Origin of the sequence: Paraburkholderia sp. GAS42, assembly GCF_050436565.1 — a bacterium.
GTDB lineage: Bacteria > Pseudomonadota > Gammaproteobacteria > Burkholderiales > Burkholderiaceae > Paraburkholderia.
In genome coordinates this window covers 196,124-209,209 of record NZ_JBNDML010000007.1, presented here as the reverse complement: position 1 = coordinate 209,209, position 13,086 = coordinate 196,124, and the positions used below count along the sequence as shown (strand labels likewise).

Below are 13,086 nucleotides of genomic sequence, written 5' to 3'. Positions count from 1 at the left end.
ATGCGCTCCGGCTCGGGTTTCAGGTGAGCCGCATGCGCTGCAGCTTGTTGTACAGCGTCTTCGGGCTGATACCGAGCAGTGACGCCGCGCGGTGCCGCGTGCCGCCGACGGCATCGAGCGTCGCGCGGATCAGCATTTCCTCGACGTCGGCGAGCGGCGTCCCGACGGTCACCTGCACGCGGCTGCCGTTCAGCTCGCGGGCACCCGGCGCGCCGGTCTCGTCGGCATGCAGCGACTCCAGCACATCGCCCGACGCAACATACGCGCGCTTCACACGATCCTGCAATTCGCGGACGTTGCCCGGCCAGTCGTACGCGAGGCATTCGCGGATGAAGTTCGGCGCGATCAGCTTCATCGTTCCCGTCAGGCCGCGAGCGTGTGCTTCCCGATTGAGTTCGTCGACGAGCGCCTCGGCGAAGAGCGCCGCATCGTCGCCCCGTTCGCGCAACGGCGGCAAGCTCAGCGCCGCCGCGTCCAGACGCAGCCACAGATCCTGGTTCAGCGAGCCATCCGCGACGGCCGCGCGCGGCACCTTGCGCGTCGACGCAATCAGGCGGAAATCCGTCACCAGTTCGTTGGTGCCGCCCACGCGCATGAACGTCTGCGAATCGAGCGCGCGCAGCAGCGCTTCCTGCTGCAACTGAGGCAGTTCGGCGATTTCATCGATGAAAAGCGTGCCGCCGCTTGCCTGTTCGAAGAGGCCCGGCTCGCGCTGATCCGCGCCACTGAACGCACCGCGTTCGTGGCCGAACAGCAGGCTGTCGAGCGGACGATCGCCCGCCGTCGCGGCCGCGGTCCGGCAGTCGAACACGACGAACGGGCCTTTGCGACGCCGGCTCATCTCATGCAGCGTGCGAGCGGCCACTTCCTTGCCCGCGCCGGATTCGCCGGAGATCAACACAGCGGCCTCGGTTGGCGCGGTGTGCTCGATCGTGTCGTAGACATGCTGGATCACGCTGCTGCGGCCGATCATCGGGCCAAATCGCCCTAAAAGGCGCAGCGTCGCGCGCAGCGTCTGCACTTCTTCGGTCAGTTCATAAGGGCGCGGAATGCGCGCCAGCAGGCTGCGTAGACGCGGAATATTGACCGGCTTCAGCAGGTAGTCCCAGATGCCGTGCCGCAAACCTTCGATCGCGCTTTCGACGGTCGCGTTCCCGGTCATCACGATGACGGGCAACGCGCCACCTGGCGGCTGCGCGGGCAGATGCTGGAGCAGATCGAGCCCGCTGCCGTCCGGCAGATTCAGGTCGACAAGGACGACATCGGGGATAAAACGCGCGAGCGCGGCCCGGGCTTCGGCGAGCGTAGTCGCGGTGTCGACGGAAAAACCGTCGGCGGCCAGAATCGCGGACAGGCCGGAGAGGCTATTGGGATCGTCTTCGACAATCAGGGCGTGTGGCATGGCGGACGCACTTTTTCAATTGATCGGAAAGCCTTGCCGATACGCGGTCGCTCGGGGCGCGTGTCGACAGGTGTGATGACATGCCTGGCCTCCATCTGGAAAAGGAAAGCCTCAAGGCCTTACTTCCTCTTAGCAGAGAGCGTGCCAAAGAAAAACATCAAGATTTATCAACGATCTGGCTGCGGCAGGCAGGTATCGGTTGCATGGACACCGGAAAATTTTCGCATCGAGCCGGTAAAGTTTGCTTAAACCATACACGGTCGTGCAAAAAAGAAAAAGCGCCCCGTGGGGCGCTTTTCGATCGCCGCTTCAGGAAAAAGCGGCGGGCAGGTCCGGCGCCAGATTAAGCGCGGCTGCGGTACTCGTGCGTACGCGTATCGATTTCGATCTTGTCGCCGATACTGCAGAAAAGCGGCACCTGCAGTTCAAAGCCGGTGTTGAGCTTTGCCGTCTTCAGAACCTTGCCGGACGACGTGTCGCCCTTGACAGCCGGTTCCGTGTAGAGGATTTCGCGGACCAGCGTGGTCGGCAGTTCGACCGAGATGGCCTTCTCGTTGTAGAACACGACTTCGCAAGCCATGCCGTCTTCGAGGTAATTCAGCGCGTCGCCCATCATTTCGGCTTCGACTTCGAACTGGTTGTAGTCGGCGTCCATGAACACGTACATCGGGTCGGCGAAGTACGAGTACGTCACTTCCTTGCGCTCGAGCAGGACGACGTCGAACTTGTCGTCGGCCTTGTAGACCGATTCCATGCCTGCGCCCGTCAGCAGGTTCTTGAACTTCATCTTCACGACGGCGGAGTTACGGCCCGATTTGTTGTATTCGGCCTTCTGCACGACCATCGCGTCTGCGCCGATCATCACGACGTTACCGGTGCGGAGTTCCTGTGCGATCTTCATAAAACTGTCCTGTACGAAATAAGTAGCTTCAACTTTTGTGCTCAACGGCACACGACGCAAGCGCGCTCGGTGCCTGCGCTCTAACCCTGCGCTTACCCATTCAGGCGCGTACGAATGGCGCCGATCCGGAAAATGCCCTTTCAAGCTGGAAGCATCGCCATGATCGGGCCGCGCTTGAGTCGTGCTTCGAGTCGTGCCTGACTCGTAGGCCGTTGGATAACCGCTTATTTTAACTGACTTTTTGCGAATCCGGCCAGATTTCCGGCGAGGTCGCCGACGTCCGCGAGTTCATGCGCCCAATCGACGGCGCGGGCGTCGAAGGCGGCCCGGTGACGCTGGAAATCGGCCCAGTCCGGTCTGCCGGCGCCGTTCCAGGCGTGCCAGAAGCGGGCGAGCGCGTCACGGGGGGCTTCCGGCAGCGGGCCCGCGTAGTGGGCGAGGGCGGCGTCGAGTTTCGGCAGATGGGCGTCGTCAGCCTGCGGATAAATGTGCCAGACGAACGGTTTCGCGGCCCATTGCGCGCGCACGAACGAATCTTCACCACGCACGAAGTTGACGTCGCAGGCCCAGAGCAGCGCGTCGTAGCCGCGCTGGTCGGTGAAGGGGAGCGAGTGGGCGGTAAGGTTGCCGCGCGCTGCGTGCGTGCCCGCCATGAACGACGAGAGGCCAAAAAAGCGCGCGACCGCGCCCGAAATACGCCCTTCTGGCGCGAGCAGGACGATTTCCCCTGCGTTATCGCGCCATTGTTCGAGGAGGCTGTCGGCGGCCGGGTTTTCGTAGGCGAACAGAGAGATGACCGTCGCGTTTTCACCGGGAGGCGGCGCGCCTGTCGCCTGACGCCACCATGCGGCGCGCTTTTCGTCTGATGCCTCGAAGGCGGCGCGGGCCGCGTCCAGCTCACGTTCCTTTAGTACGCCGCCGGTTCCCGGTCCGAGTCCCGGGAAAAAGAACGTCTTTTTGAGCGCGTAACGCGGATGCGGCGACGGCCGCAGATGAAAATCGGCGACCCAGTCTTCCGCGCTCAGATATTCGAGGTTCAGCCAGACCGGCGTGCGCTCGCGCTGCGCCATCGCCGCGACGTACACAGGCGGCAGTTCGCAGCCAAACGCTTCGATGACGACATCCGCGACTTCGAGCGTATCGCCCGCGTGCGACGGTTCGTGCCAGTGCTCGATCACGATGCCGGCGATGGACTGACGCGCCCGGTCGAGCGCAAGCGTGGGACACAGCGTGTGGAACGCGTGCAGATCGTCGACGAATACGCGCACCTGCCAGCCGTGCTCGTCGGCGAGCTGGCGCGCGAGGCGCCAGCAGACGCCAATGTCGCCGAAGTTATCGATCACCGCGCAGAAAATATCGCATGCGATACCGGCAGCCGGACGTTCACTGGAAACAGGCGGAGAGGACATGGCGGCCGGCGGGCGTTGTTCGGACGCGCGCGGAATGTTCTAAACTGGCGATTCTAAAGCACTTGCCCCCGATTCCGCGTGTCCCGCGCGGCGCCCAGCCTGATTCTGCATGACCGATTCCGAAGCTTTCGAGCCCAAAAAAATACTGACCCAACTGCCGCATCTGCCGGGCGTCTACCGCTACTACGATGCGCACGGCGCGGTGCTGTATGTCGGCAAGGCGCGCGACCTCAAGAAGCGTGTGTCGAGCTACTTCACGAAGACGCTGCTATCGCCGCGTATCGCGATGATGGTGACGCGCATCGCGCGCATCGAGACAACGGTTACGCGTTCCGAAGCCGAAGCGCTGCTGCTTGAAAACAATCTGATCAAGGCGCTCGCGCCGCGTTACAACATCCTGTTTCGCGACGACAAGTCGTATCCGTTTCTGAAGCTGACGGGCCACAAATTTCCGCGCATGGCGTACTACCGCGGCGCCGTCGACAAAAAGAACCAGTATTTCGGACCGTTCCCGAGCGCGTGGGCGGTGCGCGAAAGCATCCAGATCCTGCAACGCGTGTTCCAGTTGCGTACGTGCGAAGACTCGGTGTTCAACAATCGTACGCGGCCTTGCCTGTTGCATCAGATCCAGCGGTGCACCGCGCCGTGCGTCAACGCGATCAGCGAAGAGGATTACGCGCGCGATGTCGCCAATGCATCGCGCTTTCTGCTTGGACGGCAGAAGGAAGTGATGCAGGAACTCGAACAGAAGATGCACGCGTTCGCCGTCGATCTGAAGTTCGAGCAGGCAGCGGCGGTGCGCAACCAGATGAGTTCGCTTTCGACGGTGCTGCATCAGCAGGCGATCGAAACCGGGAGCGAGAGCGACGTCGATATTCTTGCGGTGGTCGCGCTGGGCGGACGCGTGTGCGTGAATCTGGCGATGGTGCGCGGCGGCCGGCATCTCGGCGACAAGGCGTATTTCCCGACGCACGTCGAGGCCGCGCTGACGCCGGATGAAGGCGGCCTTGAAATCGAGGCAGCGGACGCGCGGGTCGATGCGTCTGCTGCGTCTGCTGCATCGATCGACGATGATGCGACGGACGTGTCCGATGCGCTGGCGATCGCGCAGGCGCTTCCTGCTGAGACCAGCGCTGAGAGCAACGATGAAGCCGAAGCCAGCGACGAAGCGGCCGCCCCCGGCGCGCCGCGTGGCACAAGCATCGAAGCTGAAGTGCTCGAAGCGTTTATCGCACAGCACTACCTTGGCGATCGCGTGCCGCCCGTGCTCGTCGTGAGCCATGCGCCGGCGAATCGCGAACTGGTCGATCTGCTGACCGAACAGGCCGGGCACAAGATCGCGCTGCTACGACAGCCACAGGGTCAGAAGCGCGTGTGGCTCGCGATGGCCGAACAGAATGCGCGGCTCGCGCTCGCGCGTCTGCTGTCGGAGCAGGGTTCGCAACAGGCGCGCACCCGCGCGCTCGCGGACACGCTCGGTCTCGAATGCGAGGACCTCGCGCATCTGCGCATTGAATGCTTCGACATCAGTCACACGATGGGCGAGGCGACGCAGGCGTCGTGTGTGGTGTATCACCATCACAAGATGCAGTCGGGCGAGTACCGGCGCTACAACATCACCGGCATTACACCCGGTGACGATTACGCAGCGATGCGCCAGGTCCTGACGCGCCGCTACGAAAAAATGGTCGCACAGGCCGCGCAGAATGCCACCGACGAAGCGACCACGCTGCAACCCGAAGACGCCGCTGACCCGGCCGTCACGCCCGATGCCGCCGAGCCTGTCGCCGCAGGCGGCACGTTGCCGACCATCGTGCTGATCGACGGAGGCAAGGGTCAGGTCGAAATCGCGCGCCAGGTCTTCACCGAACTCGGGCTCGACACCGACATGCTGGTTGGCGTCGCGAAGGGCGAGGGGCGCAAGGTGGGCCTCGAAACGCTGATCTTCGTGGGCGGCCGCGCGCCGCTCGAACTCGGCAAGGAAAGCGCCGCGCTGATGCTCGTCGCACATATCCGCGACGAAGCGCACCGTTTCGCGATCACCGGCATGCGTGCGAAGCGTGGCAAGACGCGGCAGACGTCGCGGCTCGAGGAACTCGAAGGCGTCGGCGCAAAACGTCGTCAGCGGCTGCTGGCGCGTTTCGGCGGGCTGCGCGGCGTGGTGGCGGCGAGCATCGACGATCTGGCGGGCGTCGAGGGCATTTCGCGTGCGCTCGCCGAGCAGATCTACCGTCAACTGCACTGATACCGGCGCCGCGTAGCCGCCTCAGCGCAGCCAGGCGCGAGCGCGCGGCGCAAGCCCCGCGCGCCCCTTTGCTTGTGGCATATCCGGCGACACGGCACAATTGCATCTCCCTTGTCTGACGTGGCCCCCGCCCATGCCGTTTAATTTTCCGATTTTCCTGACGTGGCTGAGGATCGTTCTGATTCCGCTCGTCGTGGGCGTCTTTTATCTAAGCGACTCGATGATGAGCCTCGCGCACCGCAATCTCGCGGCCGCGGTGATCTTCATCCTGGCGGCGCTGACCGACTGGTTCGACGGCTATCTCGCGCGCAAATGGAACCAGACGTCGGCCTTCGGCGCGTTCCTCGACCCCGTCGCCGACAAGCTGATGGTGACCGCCGCGCTCCTCGTGCTGGTGCAGCTCGCACGACTCGACGCGGCGATCGCGCTCGTGATCGTCGGTCGCGAGATCGCGATTTCCGCGCTGCGCGAATGGATGGCGCAGATCGGTGCGTCGAAAAGCGTCGCGGTGAATTCGCTCGGCAAGCTCAAGACGGTTTGCCAGATGGTCGCCATTCCGATGCTGCTGTTGTGGGAGCCCGTGCCGCTCATCGCAGGGCTCGCGATCGACACGCGTGTGTGGGGCACATGGCTCATCTATCTCGCGGCTGTACTGACGATCTGGTCGATGCTGTACTACATGAAGCTCGCGTGGCCGCAGATTCGTGAGCGGGGCGGGATCGTTTAGACAGTTTAGACAGTGTTCAATCTCCCGACTAAAAGGGGTTGACACGTTTCAGAGCCTTGTACATAATCTCGTCTCTCCGGTGCATGCGGTTCTGCAGCGGGGCAGTAAAGAAGCAGCAAAACGGAAGCAGCAAAACGGAAGCAGCAAAACGGAAGCAGCAAAACGCGGGAGTAGCTCAGTTGGTAGAGCGCAACCTTGCCAAGGTTGAGGTCGCGAGTTCGAGCCTCGTCTCCCGCTCCAGATTTTTGAAGCAGCGTTTTGCCGGGGTTGTGCAGTAGTGAAATGGCAGGGCGTTGTCAGGCAGCACAAAGAAGTACAACGCGGGAGTAGCTCAGTTGGTAGAGCGCAACCTTGCCAAGGTTGAGGTCGCGAGTTCGAGCCTCGTCTCCCGCTCCATACACAAGGGGAAGCAACGCTTCCCTTTTTGTTTGGAAGGCCGGTTGGCCATCGCACAAATCTGCGAATCGTCGAAATGCAGTTCGTTATCACGGTTCGGCAGTCCGCTTACGGCGCGATAGCAAAGCGGTTATGCAGCGGCCTGCAAAGCCGTTTAGGCCGGTTCGACTCCGGCTCGCGCCTCCAGCAGTGAAAGAAAAGCCCCGACCTGTCGGGGCTTTTCTTTTTTCTACGCGCCTTAAGCGCAACGCGTCACATTCGCTTCGCACGCGCATCAGGCAGTTCACACATCTAACCTTTCGCCGTTGCCCCAAAAGCACCACGGTCATACGCCTCGGAATAGACACGCCAGTCCGCTTCGACCTGCGTCTCGCATTGCACGGCGAGCTGGATGAGCGGTATCTGCCAGTCCGTGCGACTGCCGAACGCAATAAGCTCGTCGGCGATGGCCGAACCCTGGCGACCACCGCTGCGCAACTGCGACCACGCACTCAACTCCGCCATGTTGTTCACGACGGACTCGAGCCGCGACAGTTTGCCGTTCCAGTTAGCGAGCGCCACGCGATCTTCCGACGGCTGGAGGCTTCGCAGCACATACGGTTTGCCAGCGAATTCGACGGCGTGCAGAAACGCCTGCGAGACGGCCTGCGCGCGCTGCTGGACCGCGACCACGCGTTGCGCTTCGGTGCCCCACACGGGCTGCGTCGTCTTCACGTGCGGTGCGACCGAAGACGGCAACGCTTCCTTCAGATCGAGCAGATAGTTGCCGTCCGGCGATCCTTTTCCTTCCGCGAGGATCACATATCGATCGACGCCCAGACTGCCCGTGCCCGCGATGCGTCGCGCGACGTCGATCATCTTGTAGAACGCCGGATCCGGCTCGCTGGCCGCGAATGCGCTCATGAATGCAGTCACGGCCGCACGCGTTTCATTGTCGACGGGGAGGGCCCTTTTCCCGTCGACCTTCAACGTGCGTTTCTTGCCCTTCAGATCCGTTCGCCGGTTCAGGTGATCGACGCGCGTGCGGCCGTGTAGCGCGTCAAACAGTTCACGCACCATGCCGACCGCCAGTTCCTCCTCGATCCAGCGCGCCTTGCCGAAACGAAGTGCCGCGCTGTATGCATCGATCGCCGTATGGCACAGCGCGAGCGCTTCGGCGCAGCTGACGTGCAGGCCATCCGCGGCGACCAGCACGCTCGCGAGCAGGCGCACGAGTTCCACGAGGCACGGCGCGAGGCAGGCTTCGTCGAAGTCGTTGATGTCGAAATAGATGAGGCGATTGTCGGCTTTGTAGCTGCCGAAATTTTCCAGATGCATATCGCCGCAGATCCACGTCTGCGGTATGCCGTCGAGCACACCGCCCTCGGGCAGCTGCGTGTAAAACAGGTGACACGTGCCACGCAAAAAGACGAATGCCGACGTGCGCATGCTCGCGTACTTCATCGCGAGCCGTTCGGGATCCCGCCCAGCGTTGAAATGTGCGATCTCGGTGATGATGTCGGTCATGGCGGCTCCCGCTTCAACCCGATGGGCGGGGGCGCGCCTGCCGGCCCGGTTACCCGCTCGAAGCGCGGCCGCCTGAATCAGGTTGCATGAGTGCGCATCAGCTTGAGCGCACCCACTTCATTCGCAGCAGATCCGATGATCCGCCGCGATGCTTCAGTGATGTTCCTTGTACTCGGTTCGCGGTTCCGGCGTGGTGCGCACCTTCGCGTACTGGAACTCCGGCAATGCCTTGATCGCGGCCTTCGTCGCGCCTGGCAGCGTCAGCTTGCCGTCGACGAAATCGAGCTGTTCAATCGGAATGGCCACGTCGTGATGCGACACACCGAGGAACTGCTCGGCCGCAATGATCGCAAACGAAACAGAAGCGTCCGGTGCGACGATGATGTCGTGGATCACACCGACGCGTTTTCCTTCTTCGTTATAGACCGGTTTGTTCAGAATCGATTTCCGGACGCTCCAGCCCTGCAGAATCGCTTGCGAGACTTCCACGCTGACGCCGATCGGCTGCGTGCCGGCGACTTGCGCCTGCGATTGCGTTGCAGCCAGCCCAAGCGAGGACACGATGAGTGCAGCGACGAGTTTCGATTTCATGATTTTCCTTGTTGGTGGAGTCGGACAAACGGGGACCGTTCAGGCCTTCAAGGATTCTGACGTGTTTTTTTGTTTTCTGCAGTTGGGCGGCCATCGTCGCGTCAAGTGTGTAGCCTCGCGTATCGCTCAACCGGTTCGACACCTGGTACGCGCGCAGCCGCATAACGCATGATCATTCGCCAGAAGCGTTCCCCGCCGTCCGCGCTGCCGCCAGCAGTTCACGTCTGGTTTCGAGAATGTGCTGTGCGAGCAGCGCCACCACTTCATCGACTGCTCGCCGCCTGCACGCGTCGACGATCGCATGGTGATCGCGCTGCACCTCGTCCTTTCGCGCGTCGAGCGACATCCGCAGATGCGGGTAGCGATTCGTCGTGCTGAGGCAATACTCCTCGATCAGTTTGCGCAGCCGCTCGTTGTTCGACGGCGCGCACAGCGCCAGATGGAACTGACGGTTGCATTCGGCCCATTCGGCGGGCGTCGTCGCGACGTCGTACGAAGCGAGTATGCGCTTCATCAGGTCGATGTCGGCCGCCACCATGTTCGGGACGGCGAGCTTCGCCGCGTAGCTTTCGAGCGCGGCGCGAATGTCGAGCAGTTCCAGGATTTCGGTCGTCGACATCGCGATCACGACGGCGCCGCGGTTGAGCTGATAGCTCACCAGCCCTTCCGCTTCCAGCTGGCGTAACGCCTCGCGCACGGGAATCCGGCTCGCGCCAAAGCGCTCCGCAAGGTTTTCCTGGCGAAGCTGCGTGCCGGGCGGAAGCGTCCCGCGCAGGATTTCGTCGCGAAGTTGATCCCGGATGATTTGCGGCAGCGAACGCCGATCCGTCTTGACCTGCACTTTCGTCATGAGGGAAAGCCGGTCGTGCGCCGACCGACGAAAAGGTCGTCTTCAAAATTCGAGGCTGTCAGGATTGGATCCAATCGACGTGACAATGGATAAATTGCCGTCTATCTTGAATCCGCTGAGCCGGTTTGATCAGTTCAAAAGCCAGTCCAGTCCGCGGGTTGCATGGCGATGGCCGCAGGTCCGCAAGACGAATCAATCTTAGCTTATTCGCCCGGCTCGCGGCGGCGATCCGCCCGGCGAGCGACGCGCAACGCGACGGGTCCCGGTGGTCGTTCGAGGACCGTGCAGCGGTGTTTCTGAAGGCGGCGGATCTGCTGGCCGGGCCGTGGCGACAGAAACCCAACGCGGCCACGATGCTGGGGCAGAGCAACATTGCCGACCAGGTGGAATTGCGACGCAGCCGCACCGGCCGATAAGGCACGGAATTGGCCTTCAGGAGCGCGGCGCGGCATAATTCGGCTTTGATGTGCGCGCAAGCGCCTCCTTGAAGCAGATTGATATGGATCAGCCTTTGTCCTCCCTGTCGCAACCGATGATCGAATGGCGCTGGAAAGCCTTCGACGACCTCACCACGGCCGAGGTCTATGACATGCTGGCCGCGCGCAGCGAAGTCTTCGTGGTCGAGCAGAACTGTGTGTACGGCGACGTCGACGGCCTCGATGCCGAGGCATGGCATCTGTTTGCGTACGGCCCGGGCGAGCCGCGCGCGAAGCTCGCCGGCTACCTGCGTGTGCTGTTGCCGGACGACACGGAAAGTGACATTCGCATCGGCCGCGTGCTGACGACGGCCGATTTCCGCGGTCAGGGGCTGGGCACGCGGATGCTCGAACGCGCGCTCGAACATATCTCGTCGCAATGGCCGACCACGCCGATCCGTCTGCATGCGCAGGCGCATCTGCAGCCGTTCTACGGCGCGTTCGGATTCGAAGCGATTTCAGATGTCCACGAAGAGGACGGCATTCCGCATATCTGGATGCGCTCCGCCTGAGGGCGTCTTCGGATGTGTGCAGTCCCGCTGAGTGCCGGCAGGTCAGCGCTGACTGGCTGCTATCGGGTGCGAATTCAAGGCCGTCTCCGCCGGCGAAGGTGCGACGCGCTCGCTGCGCAGCGCGCGGGCTGACAGCCGCATCCAGTGACGCAGCGCGAGCAGCGCGCCGATCACGCTCATCATCGAGCCCGGAATCCACAGCAACAGCCCGCCGATCTGCTGATCGCGCATCGGGCTGAGCCAGGTGAACGCGCGTCCGCAGATCGAATACACCGGATAAAGCTCGCGCGGCGAGAAGAAGATAAACGCGCCGAGGACGATCTGCGGCGGAATCGCGGCAATCACGACGAGCACGCGTCGGCCGGGCGAAAGTCGCGCTGGGGGCGCGGGTCGCGAATCGAGTACGAGCCACCAGAACAGCAGGCCATCGATGACCATGCTCCAGTTCATCACGCGATACAGCCGCCAGTCGAGCATCGCGACGAAATGGATGGGCGAGAGCAGCCAGAAATAGATCAACCCGACGAACAGCACCACGGCGACGACGGGATGCATCACCACGTCGAGCGTGGCACGCACCGCGCGCGTCTGCAGCGCAGGTCGCACGAAGCGTTGTCGCCAGCGGAACGGTATGCCCGCGCGCAACGCCGCGCCGGGATACGACAGCGCGATAAAGAAGGGCCCGAGGTGATGCAGCACGAGATGCTGCGCACGATGCATGAAGAACTCATGCTCGAAGAAATAATCGAGCCGCGTATGCAGCGCGACGTACAGCGCCATCAGCCCGAACCAGAACGACAGTTGCCGTGCGATGGAGACCTTCGCCTTGCGCACGCCGCGCGCAAACAGCACCGCCGCCACCAGCACCGCGATAACGACAGTCGGCGAAAATTCCCACGGTTCGAGCCAGTCAAGCAGGTTCATCGTGCGGCGTTACTTCGTCTGCGAGGGCGGCTTGACGGCGAACGGCGTGTCCAACGTTTCGCCATCGGAGAACTGCAGTTTCAGGTGCACGGTGTCGCCGGGCGCGACCTTGTGCTTTGGATCTTCGAGCATCACGTGATAGCCGCCCGGCGCGATCGTCACCTGGCCATGCGCGGGCACGGTCAGCTTGTCGACCATCACCATCTTCTGTGTCGAGCCGTTCGAGACCGTCTGATGCAGCATTGCGCCGCCGTAGTCGTCGCTCGAAATGTCGACGAGATCGACGGGTTTGTCGCTGGCGTTGATGAGCGTCACGTAGCCGGCGGCAGGCAGGTTGTTCGGCAGCCAGCGCACCCACGCGTTCTGCGTCGTGATGGCGTGCGCGCCGGCCGCGTGGGCGGTGGCGCTGAAGAGCGCAGCAGCGGTAAGCGCCGCGGCCAGCGCAATGGAGGTTGGGGTCTTGGTCAGCATGAGCGTTCTGGTTGGCTTGGGTCAGGAATGAGCATCAATGATGCGACGCAGATCGTGGGCGATAACGTCCGGCGAATCGTGATCGGTCGCGAGCAGACGCGCATGGCCATCTGCATCGAATACATAGACGGCGGAACTGTGGGTGACTTCGTAATTGCCCTTCGGGTCGCGCTTTTCCATCTGGTACGCGACACGATAGCGTTTTGCGAGCGCTTCGATCTGCCCGTCGCTGCCGGTCAGGCCGAACGCGTGTTTCGAATCGAAAGCGCCGATGTAATCGTGCAGTGCCTGAGCCGAGTCGCGGGCGGGATCGACGGTGATGAACAGGATGCGCACGTGCTGCGCATCCGGGCCGAGTGTGTCGACGACCTGCATCAGCCGGCCCATCGTCTCGGGACAGACATCCGGACAGTGCGTATAACCAAAGTACACAAGCGACGTGCGGCCTTTGAATGTGTCGCCGGTGGCGGGTTTGCCGTCGTCGCCGGTGAGGGCGAACTGCAGATCGGGCAGGTGGCCGGTCACGTTCGTCAACTGCCACGGCGCGTCGTCGTGCGAGCAGGCGGTAAGCGCAGTTGCAGCGAACACGCCGGTTGTGATCACAGTGAGCAACGCCCGCAGGCCGCGCGACGCGATGCGTTTCCTTCGCAGGCCGGTTGCGGCATCGAGCGACGAG

At 62.8% G+C, this 13,086-nt stretch carries 14 protein-coding genes and 3 tRNA genes; 8 read left to right on the top strand and 9 right to left on the bottom strand.

Annotation, left to right across the window (positions count from 1 at the left end; all coding sequences use genetic code 11):
* Positions 1-19 precede the first annotated feature (19 nt).
* Positions 20-1,402: a sigma-54-dependent transcriptional regulator gene (locus P3T16_RS13305; protein ID WP_429342649.1), complete on the bottom strand. Its 1,383-nt coding sequence runs from the start codon at positions 1,400-1,402 to the stop codon at positions 20-22.
* A gap of 80 nt (positions 1,403-1,482) precedes the next feature.
* Here P3T16_RS13305 and P3T16_RS13300 point away from each other — a divergent pair, with 80 nt between their 5' ends.
* Positions 1,483-1,749 carry a hypothetical protein gene (locus tag P3T16_RS13300; protein ID WP_429256797.1) on the top strand — a complete coding sequence of 89 codons (267 nt, stop codon included), beginning with the start codon at positions 1,483-1,485 and terminating at the stop codon, positions 1,747-1,749.
* On the opposite strand, the gene efp is transcribed toward P3T16_RS13300, so the two are convergent.
* Positions 1,746-2,303 carry an elongation factor P gene (gene efp, locus P3T16_RS13295; RefSeq protein WP_429256796.1) on the bottom strand — a complete coding sequence of 186 codons (558 nt, stop codon included), beginning with the start codon at positions 2,301-2,303 and terminating at the stop codon, positions 1,746-1,748. The two genes, P3T16_RS13300 and efp, sit on opposite strands and share 4 nt — an antisense overlap.
* Before the next feature lie 224 nt (positions 2,304-2,527).
* Positions 2,528-3,712, bottom strand: a complete 1,185-nt coding sequence (gene earP, locus P3T16_RS13290) for an elongation factor P maturation arginine rhamnosyltransferase EarP (protein ID WP_429342648.1) — start codon at positions 3,710-3,712, stop codon at positions 2,528-2,530.
* Between the two features lie 109 nt (positions 3,713-3,821).
* Here earP and uvrC point away from each other — a divergent pair, with 109 nt between their 5' ends.
* The 5 genes from uvrC (at position 3,822) to P3T16_RS13265 (ending at position 7,266) form a co-directional block, all read left to right on the top strand.
* Positions 3,822-5,957 (top strand): excinuclease ABC subunit UvrC, encoded by a 2,136-nt coding sequence (gene uvrC, locus P3T16_RS13285; protein WP_429342647.1) that lies wholly within the window; start codon positions 3,822-3,824, stop codon positions 5,955-5,957.
* 133 nt (positions 5,958-6,090) lie between these two features.
* Positions 6,091-6,684, top strand: coding sequence for a CDP-diacylglycerol--glycerol-3-phosphate 3-phosphatidyltransferase (gene pgsA / locus P3T16_RS13280; RefSeq protein WP_429256793.1), 594 nt, complete (start codon positions 6,091-6,093; stop codon positions 6,682-6,684).
* Positions 6,685-6,848: 164 nt separating this feature from the next.
* Positions 6,849-6,924 (top strand) — tRNA-Gly (locus P3T16_RS13275).
* An 80-nt stretch (positions 6,925-7,004) separates the two neighbouring features.
* Positions 7,005-7,080 (top strand) — tRNA-Gly (locus P3T16_RS13270).
* Positions 7,081-7,192: 112 nt separating this feature from the next.
* Positions 7,193-7,266, top strand: a tRNA-Cys gene (locus P3T16_RS13265).
* Between the two features lie 105 nt (positions 7,267-7,371).
* On the opposite strand, the gene P3T16_RS13260 is transcribed toward P3T16_RS13265, so the two are convergent.
* From P3T16_RS13260 to P3T16_RS13250, 3 genes are all read right to left on the bottom strand, one after another.
* Positions 7,372-8,586 carry a DUF2252 domain-containing protein gene (locus P3T16_RS13260; RefSeq protein ID WP_429342646.1) on the bottom strand — a complete coding sequence of 405 codons (1,215 nt, stop codon included), beginning with the start codon at positions 8,584-8,586 and terminating at the stop codon, positions 7,372-7,374.
* Between the two features lie 153 nt (positions 8,587-8,739).
* The gene (locus P3T16_RS13255; RefSeq protein ID WP_429342645.1) at positions 8,740-9,177 is read right to left on the bottom strand and encodes a PRC-barrel domain-containing protein; all 438 of its coding nucleotides are present in this window, start codon (positions 9,175-9,177) and stop codon (positions 8,740-8,742) included.
* Positions 9,178-9,349: 172 nt separating this feature from the next.
* The gene (locus P3T16_RS13250; RefSeq protein ID WP_429256790.1) at positions 9,350-10,027 is read right to left on the bottom strand and encodes a GntR family transcriptional regulator; all 678 of its coding nucleotides are present in this window, start codon (positions 10,025-10,027) and stop codon (positions 9,350-9,352) included.
* Positions 10,028-10,152: 125 nt separating this feature from the next.
* On the opposite strand from P3T16_RS13250, the gene P3T16_RS13245 reads away from it, so the two are divergent.
* Positions 10,153-10,443 (top strand): hypothetical protein, encoded by a 291-nt coding sequence (locus tag P3T16_RS13245; RefSeq protein ID WP_429256789.1) that lies wholly within the window; start codon positions 10,153-10,155, stop codon positions 10,441-10,443.
* A gap of 83 nt (positions 10,444-10,526) precedes the next feature.
* Complete coding sequence (locus P3T16_RS13240) at positions 10,527-11,015, top strand: GNAT family N-acetyltransferase (protein ID WP_429256788.1); 489 nt, start codon at positions 10,527-10,529, stop codon at positions 11,013-11,015.
* A gap of 42 nt (positions 11,016-11,057) precedes the next feature.
* Here P3T16_RS13240 and P3T16_RS13235 read toward each other — a convergent pair whose 3' ends face one another.
* The 3 genes from P3T16_RS13235 to P3T16_RS13225 are packed head-to-tail and all read right to left on the bottom strand — an operon-like array spanning position 11,058 to position 13,013.
* Positions 11,058-11,939 carry a cytochrome c oxidase assembly protein gene (locus tag P3T16_RS13235; RefSeq protein WP_429342644.1) on the bottom strand — a complete coding sequence of 294 codons (882 nt, stop codon included), beginning with the start codon at positions 11,937-11,939 and terminating at the stop codon, positions 11,058-11,060.
* A gap of 9 nt (positions 11,940-11,948) precedes the next feature.
* Positions 11,949-12,410 (bottom strand): copper chaperone PCu(A)C, encoded by a 462-nt coding sequence (locus P3T16_RS13230; protein WP_429342643.1) that lies wholly within the window; start codon positions 12,408-12,410, stop codon positions 11,949-11,951.
* A gap of 21 nt (positions 12,411-12,431) precedes the next feature.
* Positions 12,432-13,013: an SCO family protein gene (locus tag P3T16_RS13225; protein WP_429342710.1), complete on the bottom strand. Its 582-nt coding sequence runs from the start codon at positions 13,011-13,013 to the stop codon at positions 12,432-12,434.
* Positions 13,014-13,086: the final 73 nt, after the last annotated feature.

Bases quoted from the DNA above. Each gene is read 5' to 3' on its own strand.
- P3T16_RS13300 (WP_429256797.1), top strand. From the start codon at position 1,483: ATGCCTGGCCTCCATCTGGAAAAGGAAAGCCTCAAGGCCTTACTTCCT.
- P3T16_RS13255 (WP_429342645.1), bottom strand. From the start codon at position 9,177: ATGAAATCGAAACTCGTCGCTGCACTCATCGTGTCCTCGCTTGGGCTG.
- P3T16_RS13235 (WP_429342644.1), bottom strand. From the start codon at position 11,939: ATGAACCTGCTTGACTGGCTCGAACCGTGGGAATTTTCGCCGACTGTC.
- pgsA (WP_429256793.1), top strand. From the start codon at position 6,091: ATGCCGTTTAATTTTCCGATTTTCCTGACGTGGCTGAGGATCGTTCTG.
- uvrC (WP_429342647.1), top strand. From the start codon at position 3,822: ATGACCGATTCCGAAGCTTTCGAGCCCAAAAAAATACTGACCCAACTG.
- P3T16_RS13250 (WP_429256790.1), bottom strand. From the start codon at position 10,027: ATGACGAAAGTGCAGGTCAAGACGGATCGGCGTTCGCTGCCGCAAATC.
- P3T16_RS13230 (WP_429342643.1), bottom strand. From the start codon at position 12,410: ATGCTGACCAAGACCCCAACCTCCATTGCGCTGGCCGCGGCGCTTACC.
- P3T16_RS13240 (WP_429256788.1), top strand. From the start codon at position 10,527: ATGGATCAGCCTTTGTCCTCCCTGTCGCAACCGATGATCGAATGGCGC.
- earP (WP_429342648.1), bottom strand. From the start codon at position 3,712: ATGTCCTCTCCGCCTGTTTCCAGTGAACGTCCGGCTGCCGGTATCGCA.
- P3T16_RS13260 (WP_429342646.1), bottom strand. From the start codon at position 8,586: ATGACCGACATCATCACCGAGATCGCACATTTCAACGCTGGGCGGGAT.
- P3T16_RS13305 (WP_429342649.1), bottom strand. From the start codon at position 1,402: ATGCCACACGCCCTGATTGTCGAAGACGATCCCAATAGCCTCTCCGGC.
- efp (WP_429256796.1), bottom strand. From the start codon at position 2,303: ATGAAGATCGCACAGGAACTCCGCACCGGTAACGTCGTGATGATCGGC.